Raw genomic sequence first — 23221 nt, forward strand, 5'->3', positions numbered from 1 at the left:
GGAAACCAGGCAAGTCTACTCTCGCTGCTCAGTCTTCCAGCGGGGCGTCATCCTCGTCGTCCGAGATGATGTGCATCGCCGCCTCCTCGGCGCTGGCGGCGCCGCCGCTGATCCCGACGTCGACGCCCAGAGTGTCTTCGTGGCCACTGCCCTGCACCGACATGAGTCGCCCGGCGCGCTCGGAGCCGACCTGTCGGGCCTCGCGGTGCGGGTTCCACTCGGCGGCGCCCTCCGTGCGTTCGGGTTCCTCCTGTTTGATGCGCATCTCGAGAGTCTCCCCCTGACGCATCTCTGAAGGCGTGTTTCCGAAGCCTTGGGCAGGCGACCAGTGGTCGGGGGCGATGAAGCCCTCGTCGAGGACGTCTTTGACGCCCCGGTTGATCAAGGAGTCTGCCTCCTGCAGCTGATCCAGCTGCTCAGACTCCTCAGGGACACCGTCAAACTCCTGTTCACTCATAACCAAATACTGCCACGCCCCTTGCCGACCGGGTGGGACAACGCGCAGGGGAAGGGGCCGATCTGCGTCGGCGTAGAATGCCCCGGTGCAAACCGAACTCGAAGCCCCACCTCAGCCACGCTTCGCGACCCGCCCGCCCGGCGTCTATGACGTGGTGCTCGCCCTCTTCTGCTGCCTTCTGTTGATCTCGAACGTCGCCGCGGTCAAGCTGATCCAGTTCGGCCCCGATGTTGAGGTCTGGGGCTTCCCGGTGCTCCCGGTCATCACCGACGGCGGGGCGTTGCTGTTTCCCCTGACCTACGTGCTCGGCGACGTCCTTGCGGAGGTCTACGGCTGGAGGGGGGCGCGGCGCGCCATCACCATCGGGTTCGCCACATCCGTGGTGGCGTCGCTGACCTTCCTCGCGGTCGGCGCCATGCCCCCGGCTGCTGATTGGGGCAACCAGGACGCATACGTGGCGATCCTCGGGTTCGTGCCCCGCATCGTCGTGGCGTCGTTGATCGGCTACGCGGTCGGGCAGTTGCTGAACGCCTGGGTCCTTGTCCGGCTGAAGGCAAGGACGAAGGAGGGGTCGCTGTGGGCGCGGCTGCTCGGTTCAACCCTGGTGGGCGAGGCGGCCGACACGACGCTGTTCTGCATCATCGCGTTCGCCGGGATCATCACCGGAGGCACGCTGATCAACTACATCATCGTCGGGTACGTCTACAAGGTGGCGATCGAGGCGCTGTTCCTGCCCGTCACCTACAAAGTGATCAGGCATGTGAAGCTTCGCGAACCCAGCTACGCGGAGTAGAAGCGCCCGAGGAACTCGTCGCGGTACGCATGGAAGTCTCCGCTGACCAGCGCCGCCCGGATGTTGTCCACCAGCCGCACGGTGAAGCGTTCGTTGTGGATCGTCGCCAGCGTCGAGGCCAGCATCTCCTTCGCCTTGAACAGGTGATGAAGGTAGGCGCGGGTGTAGTGCAGGCAGGTGTAGCAGTCGCAGCCATCCTCCAGGGGGATGAAGGAGCGACGGTGCCTGGCGGTGTTTACGTTGTAGCGGCCGTCAGCGGTGTAGATCGCCGCATTCCTTGCTACCCGTGAGGGATTGACGCAGTCGAATGTGTCGACCCCCATCTCCACGGCGGCGAAGAAGTCGTCGGGCTCCGAGATGCCGAGCAGGTGCCTCGGCCGGTCTTCAGGCAGTTCATCGACCATCCATCCGACGATGGTGCCGAGGTTCTCCTTCTCCAAGGCCCCACCGAGCCCGAACCCGTCGAACCGCTGCCCGTCCACCTCGAGTTCCGCCAGACCGCGTGCGGCACGCCGACGCAGGTCCTCGTACTGGGCGCCCTGAATCACCCCGAACAACGCCTGGTAGGGCTTGTCCGCCCGCTGCCTGGTCAGTTCGGCGTGCGCGCCAAGGCATCGGGCCGCCCATCGGTGCGTCCGTTCCACCGACGACTCCTGGTACCCGCGGGTGTTCATCAGCGTGGTGAGCTCATCGAACGCGAACATGATGTCGGCACCGAGTTCGTGCTGGATCCGCATGGACACCTCGGGCGTGAAGCGGTGCCTGTCACCGTCGAGGTGCGACTTGAATGTGACCCCGTCCTCGTCGACGTGGGCCATCCGGGTCTTGCCTTCGGCGATCACGTCGTCGTTCTGGAGCCCGGCGGTGTCCATCGCGAGGACCTTCTTGAACCCGGCTCCGAGGCTCATCACCTGGAATCCGCCCGAATCCGTGAACGTCGGCATCGGCCAGTTCATGAACCGCCCCAAACCACCGGCCTCATCGATCAGGTCGGAACCTGGTTGCAGATAGAGGTGGTAGGCGTTGGCGAGCACGGCCTGCGCGCCCAGGTCACGGACGGCCTCGGGCAGGACGGCTTTGACGCTCGCCTTGGTCCCCACGACGATGAATGCGGGGGTCTCGATCGACCCGTGGGGGGTGTGGATGACCCCGGCACGTCCCGGGGAAGTCTCCAGTCGATGGGTGACGTCGAAGGAGAAACTCATCCGATCCTCGCCAGCACATCCAGCTGGCCGAGCGCCACAGCTCCGGCGGTCGAGGTGCGCAGCACGCCGTCGCTGATGCTGACCGCGAGGGCTCCGGCCGTCAGGAAACCGCCTAGCTCATCCGGGGCGATCCCGCCCTCGGGCCCGACGATGACCAGCCCTTCGCCCGCCTCGGGGAGTTCGATCTGGGCGATGTGCGCCGTGGCGTCTTCGTGCAGCACCAAGGCGATCGCGGCACCCCGGATGGCCTCGACCACGTCGCCCGTGGTGGCGAAACCGACCTCGGGCACGTAGAAGCGGCGGGACTGTTTGGCCGCCTCGCGGCCTGTGACACGCCACTTCTCGAGAGCTTTCTCGCCGCGCTCCCCCTGCCAGCGCACGATGGATCTTGAGGCCTGCCAGGCAAGGATGCGGCGCGCCCCGAGCTCGGTAGCGGTCTGGACGGCGATGTCGCTGCGGTCGCCCTTGGCGAGGGCCTGGACGACCCCCCAGGTGAGCCTCCCCGGTGCGGGGGCGAAAATCTCGACCACCCGCACGCCCAACTCCCGGCGACCGATCGACTCGACCCTGCCATCCAGCGCGGTGCCGCGACCGTCGCAGACGATCACGGGTTCGCCCACCTGAACCCGCTTGACGGCGACGGCGTGGTGCGCCTCGTCACCGATGATGGTGACGACATCTCCAGGGCCAACCTCGCCGAACTCGGCGAGGAAGAGCGCACTGGTCATGAGAACCACTCGGAGAGTTTGCCTCTCACTCCCTTGTGTCCCTTGGCGGCGACCGCTGCCGGGCGGGATTCGTCGCGGGCCTCCGCCAACTGCCGCAGCAGGTCCCGTTGCTTGTCGTCCAGCTTCGTCGGGGTCTGTACCAGCAGCGTGACGCCGAGGTCGCCGCGGCCGCCGCCGCGCAACTTCGGTACCCCTCGGCCCTTGAGTGAGACCCGGGTTCCGGACTGCGTGCCGGCCGGAACCTCGACGGCGACCTGGCGGTCCTCGACCGCTGAGTCGGCCCATTCAGCCTCGAGGGTGGCGACGTCGACCGTGGTGCCGAGGGCGGCCGCGGTCATCGGGAGCTTGACGACCATCTCGAGGTTGTCGCCGTCGCGGCGGAACGTCTCGTGGTCCTCCACCTTCAGTTCGACGTAGAGGTCGCCGGCCGGCCCGCCGCCGGGGCCGACCTCGCCCTGCGACTCAAGATGGATGCGGATTCCCGTGGAGACGCCCGCGGGCACCTTTACCTGCAGCGTGCGGGTGGTTCGCACCCTGCCCTCGCCGGAGCACTCCCCGCACGGGTTCGGGATGATCGTGCCGTAGCCGCGGCAGGTGGGGCATGCCTGCGTGGTGCGCACGTCACCGAAGAAGCTGCGCTGGATCTGCGACACCTCGCCCGAACCGTTGCAGGTGCCGCAGTTGACGGGCTCCGAGCCGGGCTCGCCGCCGTTGCCGGAGCACTTCGGGCAAACGACCGCCGTCTGCACCTTGATCGGCTTGGTAGCGCCGAACACGGCCTCGAACAACTCGAGCCGCATGCCGACCAGGGCGTCCTGGCCCTGACGTACGCGGGAGCGTGGGCCACGGCTGGAGGACGCCCCGAACATGGCATCTACCAGGTTCGTGAAATCGAAACCGCCGGGGAACCCCCCGCCGAAGCCGGAGAAGCCGGCACCGCCCATGCCGGACATGGGGTCGCCGCCCCGGTCGAAGACCGCACGTTTGTTGGCGTCGCTCAGCACCTCGTAGGCCTCGCTGAGTTCCTTGAACTTCTCGGCCGCTTCGGCATCGTCCGGCGCCACGTCCGGGTGTACCTTCATGGCGCGTCGGCGGTAGGCCTTCTTGATCGCCTCGGGGGTGGCGTCGCGTTCCACGCCGAGGATGTCGTAGTAGTCCTTGCTCATAATCTCTTCGGTCTTCAGCCTTCGTTGAGGAATCTGCTCACGTAACGCGCCACGGCACGCACCGCGGCGATGGTGGATGGATAGTCCATCCTGGTCGGGCCGACGACTCCGAGGCTGGCCTGCAGATCGGAGCCGTAGCCGGCGGCGACCAGGCTGGTCGCGTGGAATCCGAGGGTGGTGTTCTCCTGCCCGATCCGGACCGTCACGTCGTCGCCCGCGGCCTCACCCAGCAGCCGCATCAGGACGACCTGCTCCTCCAATGCCTCGAGCAGCGGGCGGAGGTTGGTTTCGAACTCGGCGCCCGCGAGGTTCGGCACCCCCGCGACCAGGACGTGTGCGGCGGGTTTGGCCGCGATGGTCTCAAGCACAGAGGCGATGATCGGAGCGATGATCGCCCGATCCATCGGGGCCATCGAATCGAGGAACCCGGAAAGCGCGGTGGCAGCGTCGGCGGTGGAACGGCCGACCACGGCCGCCGCGACCTGCTGGCGGAGGGTGGTCAGTGACTGCTCGGCCAGAACCGGTCCCTCGACCATCGTCTGGTCGACCCGCCCAGACGACGACACGACTATCACGAGCATCCGGTCGAGGGTCAGCGGCACGAGGTCGACGTGACGGACCTCGTCACGCTGCGCCACCGGGTACTGCACGATCGCGACCTGACGGGTCAGCTGAGCCAGCAGGCGCACCGTGCGTCCGACCAGGTCGTCGATGTCGGCGGTGCCGTTCATGAAGCTCGTGATCGCGACGCGTTCGGCCTGGGACAGCGGCTTGATCTGTGCCAGCCGGTCGACGAAGAGCCGGTAGCCCTTGTCTGTGGGGATCCGGCCGGCGCTGGTGTGGGGCTGCGTGATGTAGCCCTCCTCCTCCAGAGCGGCCATGTCGTTGCGGACGGTCGCGGCCGAAACCTTCAGCTGGTGCCGCTCCACCAGAGCCTTCGAGCCGACGGGCTCCCGGCTGGCGACATAGTCGGTGACGATGGCCTTCAGAACGTCAAGTTTGCGGTCGTCGAGCATGGCACCTCCTGTCGCGCTCGGCTGCTGGCACTCTCAAATGTCGAGTGCCAGTGTAGTCCCTCTACGATGGAACGCATGACCCCTGTCTGGACCCCTGTCACCGATCGCGTCTTCGTAACCAGAGTCGAACCCCATGGGGTAAACGTCGGGTTGGTCGTCGGGGCCGACTCGGCCCTGCTGGTCGACTCTGGCAACACCCCCGAACAGGGTCGTGAGCTGATCGAGTCGGCCGCCGAACTGGCGGGCGTGCCAGTTTCGCACGTCGTGGTCACGCATGACCACGACGATCACAGCGGAGGGGTCGCCGGGATGGGTCAGGTGACGAGCATCGCGCACGAGAACCTCGAGGCGTTCGCCCCAACGCGTCAATTCTCGATGGCCGTGGCTGTGGACCTTGGAGGCCAGCGGGTGGAGATGATCCACTTCGGTGAGGCACACACCCGAAGCGACGTGCTCGTCTTCGTCCCTGGCGAAAGTGTCATCTTTGCCGGCGACCTGCTCGAGGAGGGTGGCGACCCTCAGGTCGACGACACGACTTCGTTGAGCAACTGGCCAACCGTCCTCGACGGTGCCCTTGGAGCCAGCACCGGCGCGACCCGCTTCGTGCCCGGGCACGGCAAGGTCGTCGACCGCGACTTCGCGTTCGTGCAGCGAGCAGAGATCGCGATGATCTACAGCCAGACCGAGATGCTGATCCAGCAGGGGGTGAAGGTCGGGGACGCCGCCGCGGCGACCCAGTGGCCGTTCAGCGCTGAGATGCTCGCAGTGGCGCTACCGAAGGCCTACGCGGAACTTGCAGCGAAGGGTGTCGAACCTCGCACCCAACTGCCAATCCTCAACATCTGAGCCTCCGGGTCGCCACAATCGACCACCCGATCTGTCAGGAGAGGCGCAGCAGGACCGCGTCATGTGGTTCGAGGTCGACACTGAGCCATCCGGACCGCACGGGAATCCGGGCACCCGACCACAGGTCAATGGCATGGTCGGTGTCTGCGACCCCGAGGTCGAAGCGGTGCATCGATCTGGTCGTCGGTTCGTCACCGAGCCAGAACACGGCGCGAACCTGGTCGCCGTCGAGGGTTGCCGCCCAGATGATCAGGTCGCCGTCGCGGATGATCTCGCGGTTGTGGTCGGAGCGCTGGTTCACGGCGAGCACCGCGTCGTTGGTGAGTAGGTCCACCGTCTCCTGAGCCGAGTACGGCGGGTGCCCGCCGAACATCATGGGAGAGCGTGCGATCGACCACAGCGTGACCATGGTGCGCTGTTCGGCAGGGGTCAGGTTCGAGTCCCGCTCGGTGCCCACATGGGCCCGGAGCCCGATTCGGCCAAGGGGCAGCATGTCGAGGTCGGCAAACCCCGCATCGCCTTGGAACGGGGCCCAGCGGGCGGCCCGCTGGAACTGTTCCAGCACGGCCGACCAGTCGTCCCAAAGGTCGTCCGAGACGCGCCACATCGCCGAGTGCGTACGCAGGAAGTCGAGCTGTTCGAGGGACAGTTCCCTGCCCGGGGACAACGAGAGCGAGATGTCTCGCCCGGTGCGCCCGATGGCCTCCGAGATGAGCTTTATCTCGGCGCGTTGCACCGGCGGGTAGAGGACGTCGTCCAGCTTGATGAAGTCGACCCCCCAGTCGGCGAGCATGGCGATCAGGGAGTCGTACCACTGCGCGGCGCCCGGATGGGAGGCATCCACCCCGTCGTTGTCGGGATTCCAGGGGCACCGGTTTTCCTGATCGGCGATCTCGCGTGCCGTGTACGGAGCGCCCGCGATCGGCAGGTCGGCGGCGACCGCACGGCGCGGAATGCCCCTCATGAGGTGGACTCCGAACTTGAGCCCAAGGGAATGGATCCGGTTGGCGAGAGACGTGAATCCCCTACCGTCCGTTGCGCTGGGGAAACGGTTGATCGCGGGCTGCGGCCGACCGTTGGCATCGAGCATCGCCGACGACCGCACCCGGTAGTCGTTGAAGCCCGGGTCCGGCTCATACCATTGGATGTCGACGACCACATGGTCCCAGCCATGGGGCAGCAGGTGCGCAGCCATGAACTCGGCGTTGCTCAGCACCTCTGCCTCTGTGACCGACCCGCCGAAGCAGTCCCACGAGTTCCAGCCAAGCGGTGGTCTGGTCATCTCACACCTCCACGATCAGCGGCCTGATGCATATCGCGCCTCGGCTTCTCTTGCCCGCGTTCCGGGATGGGACACGGGCCACCCCCGGCCACCCTATCGGGGCCCTTCGGCACCTCCTGGGTATAGCCTGACCACCGACGAGTTGGAACCCGGTGAAGATGAACCGTCTGGTGCATCGCAAGTCGATCTGGAGGAGTGCCTGTGGCAACGACGATGCAGGATGTGGCGCGCCTGGCCGGGGTGTCCATCAAGACCGTTTCGAACGTCGTGAACGACTATCCGCACATCAGCGCCGGGACCAGGGCAAAGGTCGAGAAGGCCATCGCGCAACTCGGCTATGAGCCGAACCTGACGGCCCGTAACCTCCGTCGCGGTCGCACCGGACTCATCGGGCTGGCGCTGCCGGAACTGAAGTTGCCCTATTTCGCCGAACTCGCCGACTCGGTGATCGTCGCCGCGGAGAAGCGGGGCCTGCGGGTGCTGATCGAGCAGACGAACTCGCAGCGGGAACGCGAGATCGATGTGCTGCACGGCTCGGTTCGTCACCTTCTGGACGGCCTGATCTTCTCGCCCTTGGCGCTCGGTCAGGATGATGTGCGCCAACTGCGGGTCGAGTACCCGCTGGTGGTCCTGGGAGAGCGGGTCTTCGACCATGGCAACGACCACGTGACCATGAGCAACGTCGAGGCGGCCCGCGCCGCCACCACGCATCTGATCGACCGGGGGCGTACTCGGATTGCTCTTGTCGGGAGCCATGCGGGCGAGGTGGTCGGATCTGCCGCACTGCGGCAACGCGGCTACATGGAGGCCCTCATCCGGGCCGGTCTGCCTGTCGATCAGGCACTGATCCGGGAAACCGGGCTCTGGCACCGTGCCACCGGCGCCGCCGCCATGCATGACCTGCTCGCATCAGGGACCCCGTTCGACGCCGTGTTCGCCCTCAACGACGCGCTCGCGATCGGCTGCCTGCATGAGCTGCACGAGGCTGGCCGGTCGATCCCAGGGGACGTCGCGCTGATCGGCTTCGACGACATCGAGGATGCGGCATACACCTCGCCGACCCTGTCCACGATCTCCCCTGGACGAGAGCAGATCGCTGAGCGCGCCGTCGACCTGCTAGCCAAGCGGATCGAGGCCCGGGCCGATGGCTCCGACGACCCCGACCGGTTTGTCAGGGTCGACGCGGAGTTCGAGTTGATCGTCCGGGAGTCCACCGGTTTGCCTGCTTGATCCATCGACGTCCCGCGTCGGTTTCCCGAGGTGTTCGGCGTTATGGAGAACGAGGCCCGGCCTGCGTGGATAGTTGACTCTTCAAATGACATCGCAACCAAGTGGATGGCTTGTCACCAGCGATGTGGCGTCGACACCAGGGAAAAGGCCTCGACACCAGGGAAATGGCGTCGACGCCAACGGAATAGCTCGTCACCAGGCGTATACCGCTGGTATCGAGCAACACCGCTGGTGTCCGCGAGGATCATCAGCCCCCGCGCTCCCAAGGGACGAACGACCAGTGAGCCCCACCACCGCCTCGCCGAAGAACGACTGCCCACCTACTTATGGTGGTGTTCAGTTATGCGAGGGCCAAGGGTCTCCAGGTCTCGGACCGCTAGCCAGGTGGCGGTGAGCATCACGAGGCCCGGGCCGAAGGTGATACCGATCGCAGGCTGGGCGAGCAGGAGCAGTAGGACGGCCACGCAGACGGGAAACAGGATCAGGGTCGAACCCACCTTCACCGCGGGAAGCACGATGGCGGCGCGCCAAGGGACCTCGACCGGCAGTGCGTTTCGCGGGGGGTCCATCAGCACGACCCGCAGCGCGAGGGCACGGACGAAGTAGCCTCCGAAGAGCAGGAGCGGTACCGACACGACCCAGCCGCCGGGCAACACGCCGAGGAATGCGAGGATGATCTCAGTGGACAGGACCAGCGCGACCAGGCCCCAAGGGGCCAATCGACGCTGTGAGCTCCAAAAGGATGATCGCCAGGCGGTGACCGCGTCGCGCCAGGGAGTCCCGTCGCCTTCCGGGGTCAGTTGTGCCCTCGACATGGCCACGGCCGCGCGGCACGCGGGGGCGAAACCGAGGACCACTCCCCCCGCCAACAGGCCGAGCAGGAACGCCAAGCCGATCTCTACCGGTGCGGTCAGCCAACCGAGCCACCGCATGACGGTGACGGCCCAACCGCCCCCCTCCGACTTGGCGGCCGTGCTCATCGCTCCCCCTGTAACCAGACGGCCTGCCCCGACCGGTCGAGCGCCGAGACGCTCAGGACGGGGCCTTCCGCGGATAGGTCGGTGAACGCGACGCCGACCAGGCTCACCCCGTCTACGACGACGCGAACCCGCCCTTGTCGATCGATGACGCCCAGCTCGACGGTGGTCGGCGTCGGCTCGACAGGGTCGGTGACGCCGTCGATGAACCGGGTCGCCACCCATCTCGCGGGGGGCTCGGCCTGCGAGTCGGGCTGCCCGCCGAAGACCACGGGAGAGACGACCGGCCAGCCGCTTCTCGTCCAGGCAAGCTGGCGGATCTGGGCGCAGTGGCTATCCGGATCGGCCCCGTATCGGACGTGGTGAACCAGGAATGCACGCTCGCCGTCGAGGAGATGCGAACTGTGCCCAGGGGCCACCCACGTCCGACCCTCGACGTCAACATGGCTGCCGATAAGCAGGTTTCCGGTCGGTTCCGGTGGTTCCTGCCTGTGCATCATGGAGCGCTGCTGGGCGTCGCGATACTCGCCGGTGATGGCCCGGCTCCTGGCCGCGCGCACGTGGTAGGTGTCGAAGAGCGAGTCGAAGGAGCTGAACAGGTAGTAGTGACCGTGGTCCCGGTTCCACAGCGCGTGGGCACCTTCGATGGCGCCGTTGATGGACGCTGCCCGCTGGGCGACCGGTACGCCGAGATCGTCTGTGCGCACCGGCCTGCCGTCGGCGTCGAGGGGAAGTACCCGCAGACCGCCGAAGAAGGACCCGAAGAACAACCAGTCCCGGCCCTCGGAGTCTGTGGTGACCGCGGCGTCGATGGCGTTGACCTCCGACGTGTGGTGTTCGGTCCGCACCACCACCCCCTGATCGACCCATGGTCCCCTGGCGCTCGGGGCCGTGGCCAACGAGATGGCCGAGGTCCGCGACCCGAAGGTGGAGGCCGAATGGTACATCCGGAACTCATCACCTCGCCGCACCACCTCGGGGGCCCAAAGGCCCTCGGCTCCGCTCCAGTCGGCGGCCTGCCTGGGCACGCCGTCGAAGGCATGCCCACCCCAGCGCCACGTGATCAGGTCGTCGGAGAGCCGCAACTGCGCGCCGACGCCCGGCCCACCGACGGCCGTGTCTGTCGAGACCATCACGTAGCCACCGTCCCGGTCACGGACGATGGTCGGATCATGCGCGCCGTCCAGGCCAGGATCGACCCAATGGGCGGTGCCGACGGCGCGTCTCAGGTAATCGGGTTCCATGTCAGCCCTTTGTCCCGGTCAGAGCGACCGATTCGATGATCTGACGCTGGAAAGCAACGAAGATCGCGAAGATCGGCACCAATGCGATCACCGATGCGGTCATGATCAACGGGTAGTCGGTCTGGATCGCGTACGCCGCGTTGAAGTTGGCGATCACGAGCTGCAACGTCATCTTCTCTGGGCTGTTGAGGTAGATGACAGGACCGATGTAGTCGTTCCAGACGGCCATGAACCACAGGATGAACTGTGCGGCTATGGCCGGCCGGATCAGGGGCAGGATCATCGTGGTGAAGATCCTCACGTACCCTGCGCCGTCGATCTTGGCAGCCTCGATGACCGAGTCGGGCGTTGAGGCCAGGTACTGCCGGAGGAAGAAGATCATCATGATGTTTCCGAACAACCCGGGAATGATCAGCGGCAGCAGCGTATCGACCCATCCGATGGTCGAGAACATGATGAACTGCGGAATCAGCAGCGTGGGCATGGGGATCATCAACCCCGCCAGCAACCCGATGAAGATGGCGTTCTTTCCGGGGAGGCGCAGCTTCGCGAAAGCAAAGGCGGCCATGGTGGAGGCGATGGTGCCGATGATGGTGACGGAGAAGCTCACGATCATCGAGTTTGCGATACCGGATGCGAGCGGACCGGCCTCCCAGACCCGCAGATAGTTCTCCCACTGTGCGGGTCGTGGGATCCACTCCGGCGGGAGCGCGAACACCGATTCCTTGGTCTTGAGAGAGGTGGACAGCATCCACACCAGCGGCGCGACCATGATGATGCCGCCAAGCGCCAGCAGGATCGAGACGACGATGTTGCCAGTTGCGTACTTGGACTTGCGTGACATGGCCATCTCAGTCGACCTCCACCTGGTTGCGGGCATTGAGACGGAACTGGATCAACGTCACGATGAAAATGATGATCCCCAGCACGACCGCCATCGAGGATGCGTAGCCCATCTGGAGGTTCTTGAAGGCCTTCTGCCAGATGTACCAGACGATCGAGGCCGTGCTCCATTCCGGGCCACCGGTAGGCGTCATGATGTTGATCTCGGTGAAGATCTGCGCCCCGCCGATGATGTTGGTCACCACCAGGAAGAAGGTGACGGGCCTGACCATCGGGAGCGTGATGCTCCAGAATTGCCGCCACGAGTTCGCCCCGTCGATCGCGGCCGCTTCGTAGAGGCTCCGGGGAACGGACTGGATGGCGGCCAGGTACAGCAGCATGGAATAGCCGAGGCCCTTCCATACGGACATGATGATGATCGCAGGCTTTGACCAGGCGGCATCCTGCAGCCAGTTTGGGCCGTCGATCCCGAAGAACCCGAGCATCTGGTTGACCAGCCCGAAGTCACCGTTGAAGGCCCACTGCCACAAGATGGCGATCGCGGCGAGCGACGAGACCACAGGAACATAGTAGATGGCCCGGAAGAAGCTTCTTCCGAACATCTTCCGGTTCATGGCCAGAGCCAGAACGAGCGAGAGAACCAGACCGATCGGGATGCCGATCATGTAGAAGAAGGTGTTTCCCATCGCCTGCCAGAAGTAGGGGTCCTTCAGCAGCCTCGTGTAGTTGTCGAAACCCACCCAATCCTGTACTCCGAGGCCGTTCATGTTGGTGAGCGAGGCGTAGATGGAGTAGCCGAGCGGGAACGCCGTGAACAGCGCGAACCCGATCAGCGGTAGGGCGACGAAGAGCAGCGCGACGCGGTGCTCGGTGCGGTAAAGCCGGCTCTTGGTGCGCGGCAGGGCGGTCGTGGTCATGTGGATCCTCTGGATACCTGCTCGGGGGCCGGTGCAGGTCGCGTGGACCCGCACCGGCCGATCGATCAGCGGTTCTGTTCAGCCTGCTGGTTGGCGGCGTCCAACTTCTCCTGCATGCGCGGCTGGACTTCCTTGCAGTAGTCCGCAGCGCTCTTCTTCCCGTCCAGCACGGGCTGGATTCCGACCCAGAACTCGTCGTACCACTCACCGCTCCATGTGGTAGCGGCCGGAAGCGCCCGTCCGGTCTCCTGGATGATGTTCAGGAACTCGGCCTTGTTCTCCGGCATGCCTTCGCTCGTTGCGAACTCGTTCGTGGCCATGTCGATGAGGTTCGGGACCTGGACTCCGGCCTTCCAGAGTTGCCGCTGGGCCTCCTCGTTCGTGGAGAGGTACACGGCGAGCTTTGCCGCAAGGTCGGGGTGGTCGGTGCTCTGTGCCACCGCGATACCGAGCGACCCGACCCAGGTGGCCGTCTCCCCCGTGCCCATGACGGGATAGGGGATCAGGTCCCAGTCGAAGTCGAGCTTGGTGTAGGTCGACACGTCCCAGGGGCCGACGGGGAAGAAGCCGATCTCGCCCTTCATCCAGCGCTGATAGGTGTCGAGGGTCTGCGCCTCGGCGATCGAGGGGGTGGACTTGTCCACGTTCTGGATGTCGGCGAACGTCTGCAGCGCCTCGACGAACTCGGGCTTGTCGACGGTGACCGTCGTCTTCGCCTCATCGACCCAGTCGCCGCCATTGGACCATACGAACGCCTGGAGGTTCCAGGTCACGTTTAGCCCCGTCCCCCACTGGTCCAGTTCGCCGTCGCCGTTGGTGTCTGTGGTCAGTTGCTTGGCGACGGCCCGGAACTCGTCCATGGTGTAGGGCTTTTCGGGATCGGGCAGCGGGATTCCGGCCGCTTCGAACATGGTCCGGTTATAGCCGAACGAGAACGGGCCGATGTCCTTGGGCATGCCGTACATCGCACCCTGGCCGACCCGTTCACCGTCGAAGCGGTATGAGTTGACGCCGTAGGCCCAGACGTTGTCCAGGTCGACGCCGGAGGCCTCGACCTCGGCGGTGATGTCGCGCACCACGTGGTTGGTGGCGAACGCCATCACCGAACCCTGCTCAAGGTAGAAGACGTCGGGCACCTGGTTGCCGGTGATGGCAGCCTGAAGCTTGGTCGTGTACTGGTCCGCGTCGGTGACGATCACCTTGACGGAACAGTCGTTGGCCTCCTCGAACGCCTTGATGGCGATGTTGTAGGCGGCGCGCTCGTCCTCGCCGCCCCGGTACATGTAGGTCAGTTCCGGGCGCCCGTCCGATGTCGTGCCACCCGGCTGGCTGGAATTGCCGCAGGCGCTCAACCCGGCGGTCATGGCGATCCCACCAGTTCCGAGGAGGAAGCTGCGTCGACGAATGTTCATCTCTGTCTCCTTCTGTGGATCCCCGGTGAGCATCCTTGCTCTGCCTCCAGGTCATCCCTCAGAGAATTATTACTACGATGAATGGCGTTCGTCAACAGGTTTGCGAGAAGGCTAGCAGCAAGCCTAGTCAATCCGCTATTGACTGGAGATCATCGGTGAGGGAAGATTGTTGTACATCGTTGTAGGCATTGTAGCCAGCAGGAGAAGATCATGCGTTCAGCCTCACTAGTAGTCGACCCCGCCTTCACCGTCGGCCCCGTGCGCCGTCGGACCTTCGGGTCGTTCGTGGAGCATCTTGGAAGGTGCGTCTACACGGGCATCTATGAGCCCGGTCACCCGACCTCTGATGAGGACGGCTTCCGCGAGGATGTCCTGGCCCTGACCCGCGAGCTCGGGGTCTCCACCATCCGCTACCCGGGTGGGAACTTCGTCTCGGGCTACCGCTGGGAGGACGGGGTCGGACCCGTCGCGGAGCGTCCCCGCCGCCTCGATCTGGCCTGGCATTCGATGGACCCGAACACCGTCGGCACCGACGAGTTCATGAAATGGGCGGCCAAGGCAGGCATCGAGCCGATGATGGCCGTCAACCTCGGCACGCGCGGGACAGAGGCCGCGCTCGACCTGCTGGAGTACTGCAACATTCCGGCAGATTCGGCCATCGCCGAACGCCGCCGCGCCAACGGCGCCGATGAGCCCTATCGCGTCAAGATGTGGTGCCTCGGCAACGAGATGGACGGCCCTTGGCAGATCGGCCACAAGACAGCCCACGAGTATGGGCGACTCGCGGCCGAGACCGCACGCGCCATGCGCATGATGGATCCCTCGATCGAGCTCGTCGCCTGCGGTTCGTCGTCACGGGCGATGCCGACCTTCGGCGAGTGGGAGCGCACCGTGCTGACGCAGGCGTGGGAGTTCGTCGACATGGTCTCGGCGCATGCGTACTACTGGGAGCGGGGCGATGACCTCCAGAGCTTCCTCGGCAGCGCCGTCGACATGGACCGCTTCATCGAACAGGTCGCAGCCACCGCCGACGCTGTTGGCGCCGCGAACAAGTCGGAAAAGGTGATCGGCATCAGCTTCGACGAGTGGAACGTCTGGTACCAGGATCGCGCCGAATCAAAGCCCCCGACAGGCGACGACTGGCCGGTTGCGCCGGTGCTGCTGGAGGACAACTACTCCGTAGCCGACGCGGTCGTCGTGGGCAACCTCCTGATCAGCCTTCTGCGACACACCGACCGCGTCTGGTCCGCCAACCTGGCTCAACTTGTCAACGTGATCGCCCCCATCATGACGGTGCCAGGCGGGAAGGCGTGGAAGCAGACGATCTTCCACCCGTTCGCACTGACCGCCCGCCACGCCTCCGGCGAGGTCCTCCGCGTCCACCTCGATTCCCCGCAGCTGCCGACCACGGAGTTCGGCACGATCCCTGCCCTCGACGCGGTCGCCACGTCCGGCGACGGCAACCTCACGGTGTTCCTGGTCAACCGCTCCCTCGACGAGTCGGTCACCACCTCGCTAGACCTGCGCGGTCAGGAGCACGACCTGATCGAGGCCCTGACGCTGAGCAACGACGACCCCCGCTACCAGGCCAGCGCGGAGGACGACGACACGGTCGTCCCGCTGCCAAACCGGTCTGTGAAGCTCGACGGGGCCCTGGTGGAGCTCACCCTCCCACCCGCCTCCTGGACCATGGTCCGGCTGGCGGCGCGATGAGACGCTGGATCGCGCTCGCCCTCGCCGCCGTGCTTGCGGTGGTCGGATGTTCGGCCGACCCCGAGTGGGCAGAGCCCATCGAGGTCTCGGGGGACATCAACGTGCACGACCCCGGCCTGGCCCTCGACGACGAGGGCCTCCCCTGGGTCATCGCGTCCACCGGCGACGAACGCATCGGGTTGGGCGCGATCCAGATCCGCACCTCCGACGACGGAGGTGCGACCTGGGAACACACCGGTGAGGCCTGGACACCGGCCACCGAACCAGAATGGATCCGGGAGATCGTGCCCGGCGTCACCAACTTCTGGGCGCCGGAGCTGGTCAGGGTCGAAGAGACCTGGTACCTCTACTATGCGGCCTCGACCTTCGGCTCGAACACCTCCGTGATCGCGCTGATGACCAATACCGCCTTCGACCCGCACAACCCGGGGGACGGCTGGGTGGATCGCGGCCTGGTCGTACAGAGCACGGGCGAAGACAACTTCAATGCGATCGATCCGTCGGTCCTGTTCGACACCGACGGCAACGGCTGGCTGGCATTCGGCTCGTTCTGGGGAGGCGTCCAGCTGGTCGCGCTCGACTTCCCGTCAGGCGGGCTTGAAGCTGGGGCGCAACCTGTGACGATCGCGAGCCGCGGCACCAGTACCAACGCCATCGAGGCGCCTTCTCTCATCAGCCACGACGGCTACTACTTCCTTTTCGTCTCCTTCGACAAATGCTGTTCCGGCACGTCGAGCACCTACAACATCAACGTCGGTCGCTCGGAGACGCCCGAGGGGCCCTATCTCGACAAGGCGGGAAATGACCTGGCCGACGGCGGGGGCACCATGCTGCTTGAGAGCGTCGGCGACCAGATCGGCCCGGGAGGGCAGTCCGTGGTGGGCGACAGGATCGCGTTCCACTTCTATGACGCCGAGGCAGGTGGCGCGCCGACCCTGGCCCTTCGCACCCTGGCTTGGCGCGACGGTTGGCCGGTCGTCGCGACCCAGGCAGAAGCCGCAGAGATGCCCTTCTACGTGGAGTGAGCCCGCGCAACAGCACCGGCCCAGGTCTGTCACGATGACCTGACGGGCCAGCCGACCTTGTCGAGACTCAGGCCAGTGCGAACCGCAACCCCGCGACGGCGGGTGCGATCCAGGTGGCCGATCGGATCTCTTCGGGACGGACGGCGAAGACCTGCCCACCCGTGTCCAACACCTGGAGGGCCAGCCGCGAAAGCACGTGGTAGCCGTCGTCGGAGTAGCTCAGGGCGCCGGTTACCAGGTCCACCTCGCCGGTGACGTCAGAAGTGACGTCGTAGATCAGGGTTTCGACGGCGCCGAGGGAGGCGGCCTTCGCGATGTCTGCCAGGTCCCGCGCGACCGTGCCGTGCGCGATGCCATCCCCCAGCCGGTCGAGCCGGTCATTGATGACGTCGGCGTTGACGGTGGGCAACCCGGCGCGCATCGCGGCGTCGACGTCGTGCGCCCCAAGCGCATCGGGCGAGCCCTCCGAGACGACAAGCGTGCGACCGGTCCGGTCGGCAGAGAGATAGAGCTCGAGCAGCGGTGAGGTGGCGAAGACGAACAGCGGAGCAGACCCGTTGCCTGCGGGTAGTTCGGAGACCACGGACTCCGCGACGCGGGACGCATAGGTCTCGAGGAGGACGGTGCGCCCCTCATCCCCGACGAGGCGGCCGACATATCCGCGGTCGCGGACGGTCGCGCGGTTCGTCGCGTCTGCCACGTCTGTCGGGTGCTCCCCGGCCAGGACCATCTCCTCGGCCCGTCGGGTTGCGGTGCCGTGCCACAGGTTCCAGCCGTTCTGGGACAGCGTGAGCCCGAACGCCTCCTGGGGCGTCGTGGCGGCCCGGACGAGTTGGCTCAGGTCGAAGTAGGTCCCGACCTGTACGCGGTCCTCGAACCGGTTCGGCAGTACGAACAACTCGTCGACGTCGTCGGCGAGCAGCAGCACGATCGACGATGAGAGCTTGCCCCAGAGGAGGCTGTCTTCGTATTGCGCCCAGCGCCTTCGCAGTTCCTCCTCCGTCGAGCGGGAGACGCCGCCGACACGCAACTCGCGGATGGCCTCGTCAAATGCGGCCTTGACCACCAGTTTGCTCTTGTCCCGGTCTTCCGGGCTCGTGCTCGCATAGATCGTGACGGCCGTCTCGTGGGGGCGGGCCAGGTCGAGCAGCTGCTCGAGGCTGGGGTGAACGTTTTGTTCGGACATGTCCTACCTTCCTGTTCTCCTCCACGCTAGCAGCCCTTCCCAGGGGCTGGTTCGAGGTGGGTTTCAGCGGGCCGGACACACAGGACCCCCGGCGGATGGCCACCGGGGGTCCTGTGGTGGGCGCTGCTCAGCCCACCTGACGCGTCCTCAGCGGAGGCCGTCGGTGAACTTGTGTACGACCGCGTTGTAGCGCAGTTCGTTGAGGAAACCGCGAGTCGTGGTCGAATCGTCGATGAGCGCCAGCTCGATGTCGGCGATGTCGGCGAAGTCCTGGAACTCCTCAAGGCCGGCACCGGTCGACATGACGGTGTGGTGGGCGGCTCCGGCCGCGATCCAGCACTCCGCCGAGGTAGGCAGGTTCGGCTGCGGAACCCAGACGGCGCGGGCCACCGGGAGGTTCGGCAGCGGCTGATCGGGCTCGACGATGTCGACCAGGTTGGCCGTCATCCGGAACCGGTCCCGCAGGTCGGAAAGAGCTACGACGATGCCGGCGCCGGCATCGGTGTTGAACACCAGACGCACCGGATCCTCACGCCCACCGATGCCGAGCTCGTGGATCTCAAGCGTCGGCTTCGAGGTGGTCAGCGACGGGCAGACCTCCAGCATGTGGGCGCCAAGGATCTTCTCCTTGCCGGGGGTGAGTTCGTAGGTGTAGTCCTCCATCAGCGACGCGCCACCGGGCAGGCCGTGGCCCATCACCTTGGCGAGGCGCACGAGAACCGCGGTCTTCCAGTCGCCTTCCGCGCCGAAGCCGTAGCCGTCGGCCATCAGCCGTTGCACGGCGAGGCCGGGTAGCTGCTTCAGACCGCCGAGGTCCTCGAATGTGGTGGTGAACGCCTTGGCCCCGACCTCGTCGAGGAAGGAACGCAGCGCCAGTTCCTGGCGGGCGCCGTAGCGCAGGGACTCGTGGCGCTCCCCGCCCGCGCGCAGCTCGGCCGCAACCTCGTAGAGCTCCTCGTACTCGGCCACGAGTGCGTCGATGTCGGCCTCGGAGACCGCTTCGACTGCGGCGACCAGCTCATTTACGCCCCACGTGTTCACGGAGACGCCCAGCTTGTGCTCGGCCTCGGTCTTGTCGCCTTCGGTGACGGCGACGTTTCGCATGTTGTCGCCGAAACGGGTCAGCCGCAGGGTGCGCAGCTCGGCCCAGCCCGTGGTGGCCCGTGCCCAAACGGCGACCTTGTGCCGGACGTCGGCGTTGGTGGCGTGCCCGACGACGATCTTGCGCTGCTTGCCGAGGCGGCTGACGATGTAGCCGAACTCACGGTCGCCGTGGGCGGCCTGGTTCAGGTTCATGAAGTCCATGTCGATGGAGTCCCACGGCAGCGCCTGGTTAGCCTGCGTGTGGAGGTGCAGCATGGGCTTGGCGAGGGCGTCGAGGCCGAGGATCCACATCTTCGCCGGGGAGAAGGTGTGCATCCACGCGATGACGCCGATCACGGACTCGTCGGCGTTGGCTTCGAGCATCGCGCGCTCGATGGAGACGCGATCCTTCAGGATCGGGCGCCACTCGATGTCGACGGGGATCTCATCTGCGGCGTTCAGGTCGGCCACGACCTGCTTCGACTGCGCCTCGACCTGGTCAAGGACCTCGGGGCCGTAGAGGTCCTGCGATCCGGTGAGGAACCAGATCTTGCGGTTCGCGAACGGGGATTCCATGTGCTTCTCAGATCCTTACTTCTTGGGCTGTCCGTAGACGTTCTGGTAGCGGTCGAAGAGCGAGTCGACCTTCTCCTGGGCGATCGGCAGCGGCTCGCCGAGCTGGCGGGAGATGTGTACGGTGCGCGCGACCTCTTCGCACATCACGGCGGCCTTGACCGCATCCCGGCCGTCCTTGCCGATCGTGAAGGGCCCGTGGTTCTGCATCAGGACGGCGCGGCTGCGCGAATCCTTCAGCGTATCGACGATGCCGCGGCCGATGGAGTCATCGCCGATCAGCGCGAAGGGGCCGATCGGGATCGGGCCCCCGAACTCGTCGGCCATCATGGTCAGCACGCAGGGGACCTCCTCGCCGCGCGCTGCCCAGGCCGTGGCGTACGTGGAGTGGGTGTGTACGACGCCGCCGACGTGGTCCATGTGGGTGTAGACGTACGCGTGGGCAGCGGTGTCGCTGGAGGGCTGGAGCCGGTCAGGCGTGCCGTCGTTGATCTTGGCACCGTCGAGGGTGCACACCACCATCTGAGTGGGCCCGAGCTGGTCGTAGGAGACGCCAGACGGCTTGATCACGAACAGGTCCTCGCCGATCTGGTCGGCGCACCTGATCCGCTGGGACACGTTTCCGGCGGTCCAGACGACCAGTTCCCAGCGCGGCAGCTCCGCATGCAGGTCTGCGACGATCCGGCGGGTCTTGGAGACCTCGTCCTGGACGTCGGCTGGTAGATCGGTAAGCGTCAGCGTCATCGCATCCTCCATGCTTCGGGGGCCGGCCCGGTTCACGCACCGTAGCAATCACCAAATCAATGTGACCGGTCACACGTCAGATTACCGCGTGCCAGATTGGGAGTCAAGGCCATGGGGTCAAGCGACCACCGGGGAGCCCGCCGACTCGCGCCAGACGAAGCGGGATGGAAGCAGCCGCTCCCCCGTCGGGCGACCGTCGAACAGGTCGAACAGCAGGTCGATCGCGGCCGATCCGACGGCGGTGAACGGCTGTCGCACGGACGCCAGCGGGACGCTGAGGAAGGGCGCGACGTCCGTGTCGTCGTAGCCGACCAGCGCGATGTCGCCCGGCACTGCGCAGCCCAGTTCGGAAAGACGCCTGAGCGCCCCGACCGCGACGTGGTCGTTGGCTGCAAAGATCGCGTCGAGCTCGGGCGCCAACGCGAGCAACTCGTCGACGCCGCGGTATCCGCCTGCCGGATCCCAGCCGCTCGTGACCACCGGCCCGGGTGCCTCACGAGCCGCCTCGGCCCAGCCGTCGCGTCGCGCCCTGGCCTCGAGCCACTCGTCGGGGCCAGCCAGATGGGCGATGCAACGTCGGCCCGACTCCCGTAGTGCGGCCACGGCCTGTTCGGCCCCGCCGTGATTGTCGCCCCTTGCCCGGGCCAACCCCTGCGGTACGGGTCCCTCCGCCACCACGGAGGTAGGGATGTGGCCGGCGAACCGTTCCGCCAACCCCAGGGAGGCTTCCGACCATGCGATCACCACGACGCCGTCGACACCGAGCCCCAGGAGGTGCTCCCTCGCTTCGTTCAACACGTCAGGGTTGTCGTTTCGCACCGTCACCGACGCCGTCGAATAGCCCCTGCTGCGGGCGCCTTCATCGATCGCCAGCGCCGTCTGGCTCGGGCCGAACAGGGCGGCATGCACCGAGACCACCCCGATCGTCATCGAATCGTTGGTCGCCAGCGACCTGGCCGCCTTGCTCGGACGGTAGCCGAGTTCCTCAATGGCGGAATGGACGCGCTCGGCCGTCTCCCTGCGCACGAGCGAGGGTTCGTTCAGGACCCGCGAGACCGTCTGGTAGGACACCCCGGCGACGGCCGCGACATCGCGGATGGACGGCTTGTCGTGGGCCTTCGGCATCTCAGTCGACCGGCCAGAGATGTTGAGCGGTCATCCAGCTCAGCGTGTCCCCTGCCACCAGCAGACCGCTCGAGTTGGACTGCACCGTGTAGGCGAGGCCGTCGAGCGTGCGGCTCACCCCGCCGTTCTCTGTCACCATGAGCGAACCGGCGAGATGATCCCACGGGTAGGTGGTGCGGTAGAACATGAAGTCGATGTCGCCGTCGAGCAATGCGGGATAGTCGAAGGCGCAGCAGAAGTGGCTGCGCACCACGGGACTCAGCCTGCCGTCGGCGTCGAAGCCGAGCAGTCGGTGGTGGGCGGTCGCGCCGAGCGGTGGCCGCTGGTGCCGCACCCGGACGATCGGTTCACCGTTCATCCGTGCCCCGGCGCCGCGCTCGGCCACATAGCCGCGGCCCGTCATCGGCTGCCAGATCCAGCCTCGGGTCGTAACGCCTGCGCGCACCTCGGCCAGCATCACGCCATGCTCGTCCTTGCCGCGCACGAAGTTGCGGGTGCCGTCGATCGGGTCGATCAGGAACGCGTGGTCGGCGTTGCCGATGCCCTTGAGGAGGCCGGGGTCGGCGAACACTGCCTCCTCGCCGATCACGACGGCGCCGGGGAAGGCGCCCTTCAGCGCCCGGGTGAGGTGGGCCTCGGCCTCGAGGTCGGCGACGGTGACCAGGTCGCCCGGGCGCTTCTCCTCGACCTCGCCGTCGCGCAGGCGGTGGAACCTCGGGGTGATCACCTCGGCAGCCGTCTGCCTGAGAAGCGCGAGGATGTCGTCGGTGTCCATGTCTTTCAGCTTAGTGGTGGGGACCGGGGGCTTCAGTCGTCGGCCAGGTGGTCCTGGGTGACGAAATCGATCAGCGTCTCGACCTTGGTGTTGAGCTGTGGTTCAAGGTCGCGCCATGACGAGACGCGGGCGAGGATGGCCTGCCAGCCCCTGGCGATGTCGGCCTGGTCGGCGTGTGGGAGGTTGAGGGCCTCCAGGGTGCCTAGCTTGAAGTCGACGTCCCTCGGGACCGACGGCCACGCCTTCCTGCCGATCCGCTGCGGCTTGACGGCCTGCCAGATGTCGATGAACTCGTGCCCTTCGATCAGCACGGTGTCGCGGTATCCGCCCTGGTAGACCTGCTTTGCGATGCGGGACTCCTTGCTGCCGGGCACCAGGTGGTCCACGAGGACCCCGAGGCGCCGTCCGGGTTCGGGGGCGAACTCGGCGACGATGGCAGGCAGGTCGTCGATGCCTCCGAGGTACTCGACGACGACGCCGACGTGGCGCAGGTCCGCGCCCCAGACCTTCTCGATCAGTTCGGCGTCGTGGCGGCCCTCGACGTAGATCCGGCTCGGCAGCGCCACCTTCGCCTTGGCCGGTTCGGTTGAGGCGCGGGACCCGGAAGCGGTGTACTTCGGTTTTGTCGAACCGCCCCGGAGTGGAGGTCGGAGAGCCACCGGCTTTCCTTCGAGCAGGAATCCGGGGCCGAACGGGGCGCCCCGCCGCTTGCCCCTACGGTCCTCGAGCAGGACGATGCCGTTCTCCCAGCCGACGACGGCGCCGCAGAAGTCGTCGAACTCGACCACGAGGTCGAGCTCGACCTGCACGTCGGAGGTTTTCTTGAGGTGTGCCTTCTGCCAGCCGGGGGTCAGCACGTCTTTCGAGTATCGGTCCACGGG

The 23221-nt window shown here is 66.3% G+C and carries 22 protein-coding genes; 5 read left to right on the forward strand and 17 right to left on the reverse strand.

What is annotated here, in order from left to right:
* Positions 1-28 precede the first annotated feature (28 nt).
* Positions 29-457 (reverse strand): DUF5709 domain-containing protein, encoded by a 429-nt coding sequence (locus tag BUC15_RS03945; protein ID WP_073186252.1) that lies wholly within the window; start codon positions 455-457, stop codon positions 29-31.
* 85 nt (positions 458-542) lie between these two features.
* Here BUC15_RS03945 and BUC15_RS03950 point away from each other — a divergent pair, with 85 nt between their 5' ends.
* Positions 543-1250 (forward strand): queuosine precursor transporter, encoded by a 708-nt coding sequence (locus tag BUC15_RS03950; protein WP_073186253.1) that lies wholly within the window; start codon positions 543-545, stop codon positions 1248-1250.
* On the opposite strand, the gene tgt is transcribed toward BUC15_RS03950, so the two are convergent.
* From tgt to hrcA, 4 genes are read right to left on the reverse strand one after another with little or no spacing between them, the layout of a single operon-like run.
* Positions 1238-2455 carry a tRNA guanosine(34) transglycosylase Tgt gene (tgt, locus tag BUC15_RS03955; protein ID WP_073186254.1) on the reverse strand — a complete coding sequence of 406 codons (1218 nt, stop codon included), beginning with the start codon at positions 2453-2455 and terminating at the stop codon, positions 1238-1240. The two genes, BUC15_RS03950 and tgt, sit on opposite strands and share 13 nt — an antisense overlap.
* Positions 2452-3183 (reverse strand): 16S rRNA (uracil(1498)-N(3))-methyltransferase, encoded by a 732-nt coding sequence (locus BUC15_RS03960; RefSeq protein WP_073186255.1) that lies wholly within the window; start codon positions 3181-3183, stop codon positions 2452-2454. Before BUC15_RS03960 ends, tgt begins: the two co-directional genes overlap by 4 nt.
* The gene (gene dnaJ, locus BUC15_RS03965) at positions 3180-4349 is read right to left on the reverse strand and encodes a molecular chaperone DnaJ (protein ID WP_073186256.1); all 1170 of its coding nucleotides are present in this window, start codon (positions 4347-4349) and stop codon (positions 3180-3182) included. The genes BUC15_RS03960 and dnaJ overlap by 4 nt, the downstream gene beginning before the upstream one ends.
* Before the next feature lie 14 nt (positions 4350-4363).
* Positions 4364-5365: a heat-inducible transcriptional repressor HrcA gene (gene hrcA, locus BUC15_RS03970; RefSeq protein WP_073186257.1), complete on the reverse strand. Its 1002-nt coding sequence runs from the start codon at positions 5363-5365 to the stop codon at positions 4364-4366.
* Between the two features lie 75 nt (positions 5366-5440).
* Here hrcA and BUC15_RS03975 point away from each other — a divergent pair, with 75 nt between their 5' ends.
* Positions 5441-6211: an MBL fold metallo-hydrolase gene (locus tag BUC15_RS03975; protein ID WP_175558242.1), complete on the forward strand. Its 771-nt coding sequence runs from the start codon at positions 5441-5443 to the stop codon at positions 6209-6211.
* A gap of 34 nt (positions 6212-6245) precedes the next feature.
* Here BUC15_RS03975 and BUC15_RS03980 read toward each other — a convergent pair whose 3' ends face one another.
* Complete coding sequence (locus tag BUC15_RS03980; RefSeq protein WP_073186259.1) at positions 6246-7493, reverse strand: glycoside hydrolase family 27 protein; 1248 nt, start codon at positions 7491-7493, stop codon at positions 6246-6248.
* A gap of 201 nt (positions 7494-7694) precedes the next feature.
* On the opposite strand from BUC15_RS03980, the gene BUC15_RS03985 reads away from it, so the two are divergent.
* Positions 7695-8723 (forward strand): LacI family DNA-binding transcriptional regulator, encoded by a 1029-nt coding sequence (locus tag BUC15_RS03985; RefSeq protein WP_217652105.1) that lies wholly within the window; start codon positions 7695-7697, stop codon positions 8721-8723.
* 320 nt (positions 8724-9043) lie between these two features.
* Here the strand turns inward: BUC15_RS03985 and BUC15_RS03990 are convergent, their stop codons facing one another.
* From BUC15_RS03990 to BUC15_RS04010, 5 genes are all read right to left on the reverse strand, one after another.
* Positions 9044-9703, reverse strand: coding sequence for a DUF624 domain-containing protein (locus BUC15_RS03990; RefSeq protein ID WP_073186260.1), 660 nt, complete (start codon positions 9701-9703; stop codon positions 9044-9046).
* The gene (locus BUC15_RS03995; protein WP_073186261.1) at positions 9700-10944 is read right to left on the reverse strand and encodes an arabinan endo-1,5-alpha-L-arabinosidase; all 1245 of its coding nucleotides are present in this window, start codon (positions 10942-10944) and stop codon (positions 9700-9702) included. Before BUC15_RS03995 ends, BUC15_RS03990 begins: the two co-directional genes overlap by 4 nt.
* 1 nt (position 10945) lies before the next feature.
* On the reverse strand, positions 10946-11788 hold the full coding sequence (locus tag BUC15_RS04000) for a carbohydrate ABC transporter permease (RefSeq protein ID WP_084189355.1): 843 nt from the start codon (positions 11786-11788) through the stop codon (positions 10946-10948).
* A gap of 7 nt (positions 11789-11795) precedes the next feature.
* Positions 11796-12704, reverse strand: coding sequence for a carbohydrate ABC transporter permease (locus tag BUC15_RS04005; protein ID WP_073186263.1), 909 nt, complete (start codon positions 12702-12704; stop codon positions 11796-11798).
* 65 nt (positions 12705-12769) lie between these two features.
* Positions 12770-14116, reverse strand: a complete 1347-nt coding sequence (locus BUC15_RS04010) for an ABC transporter substrate-binding protein (RefSeq protein ID WP_073186314.1) — start codon at positions 14114-14116, stop codon at positions 12770-12772.
* 210 nt (positions 14117-14326) lie between these two features.
* On the opposite strand from BUC15_RS04010, the gene arfA reads away from it, so the two are divergent.
* Both arfA and BUC15_RS04020 read left to right on the forward strand, forming a co-directional pair.
* Entirely contained in the window at positions 14327-15829 is a 1503-nt protein-coding gene (gene arfA, locus BUC15_RS04015; protein WP_073186264.1) for an arabinosylfuranosidase ArfA, read from the forward strand.
* A complete protein-coding gene (locus BUC15_RS04020; protein ID WP_073186265.1) occupies positions 15826-16854 on the forward strand; it encodes an arabinan endo-1,5-alpha-L-arabinosidase in 1029 nt (342 codons plus the stop codon). The genes arfA and BUC15_RS04020 overlap by 4 nt, the downstream gene beginning before the upstream one ends.
* A 67-nt stretch (positions 16855-16921) precedes the next feature.
* Here the strand turns inward: BUC15_RS04020 and BUC15_RS04025 are convergent, their stop codons facing one another.
* The 6 genes from BUC15_RS04025 to BUC15_RS04050 form a co-directional block, all read right to left on the reverse strand.
* Positions 16922-18040 carry a baeRF11 domain-containing protein gene (locus BUC15_RS04025; protein ID WP_073186266.1) on the reverse strand — a complete coding sequence of 373 codons (1119 nt, stop codon included), beginning with the start codon at positions 18038-18040 and terminating at the stop codon, positions 16922-16924.
* Between the two features lie 147 nt (positions 18041-18187).
* Complete coding sequence (araA, locus tag BUC15_RS04030; RefSeq protein WP_073186267.1) at positions 18188-19699, reverse strand: L-arabinose isomerase; 1512 nt, start codon at positions 19697-19699, stop codon at positions 18188-18190.
* Between the two features lie 15 nt (positions 19700-19714).
* On the reverse strand, positions 19715-20440 hold the full coding sequence (locus BUC15_RS04035; RefSeq protein ID WP_073186268.1) for an L-ribulose-5-phosphate 4-epimerase: 726 nt from the start codon (positions 20438-20440) through the stop codon (positions 19715-19717).
* A 117-nt stretch (positions 20441-20557) separates the two neighbouring features.
* The gene (locus BUC15_RS04040) at positions 20558-21565 is read right to left on the reverse strand and encodes a LacI family DNA-binding transcriptional regulator (protein WP_073186269.1); all 1008 of its coding nucleotides are present in this window, start codon (positions 21563-21565) and stop codon (positions 20558-20560) included.
* 1 nt (position 21566) lies between these two features.
* On the reverse strand, positions 21567-22340 hold the full coding sequence (locus tag BUC15_RS04045; protein ID WP_073186270.1) for an inositol monophosphatase family protein: 774 nt from the start codon (positions 22338-22340) through the stop codon (positions 21567-21569).
* A 32-nt stretch (positions 22341-22372) separates the two neighbouring features.
* Complete coding sequence (locus BUC15_RS04050) at positions 22373-23218, reverse strand: DUF3097 domain-containing protein (protein WP_425443329.1); 846 nt, start codon at positions 23216-23218, stop codon at positions 22373-22375.
* Between the last annotated feature and the right edge of the window lie 3 nt (positions 23219-23221).

The sequence above is a fragment of the Tessaracoccus bendigoensis DSM 12906 genome, assembly GCF_900141915.1.
Taxonomy (GTDB): Bacteria; Actinomycetota; Actinomycetes; order Propionibacteriales; family Propionibacteriaceae; genus Arachnia; species Arachnia bendigoensis.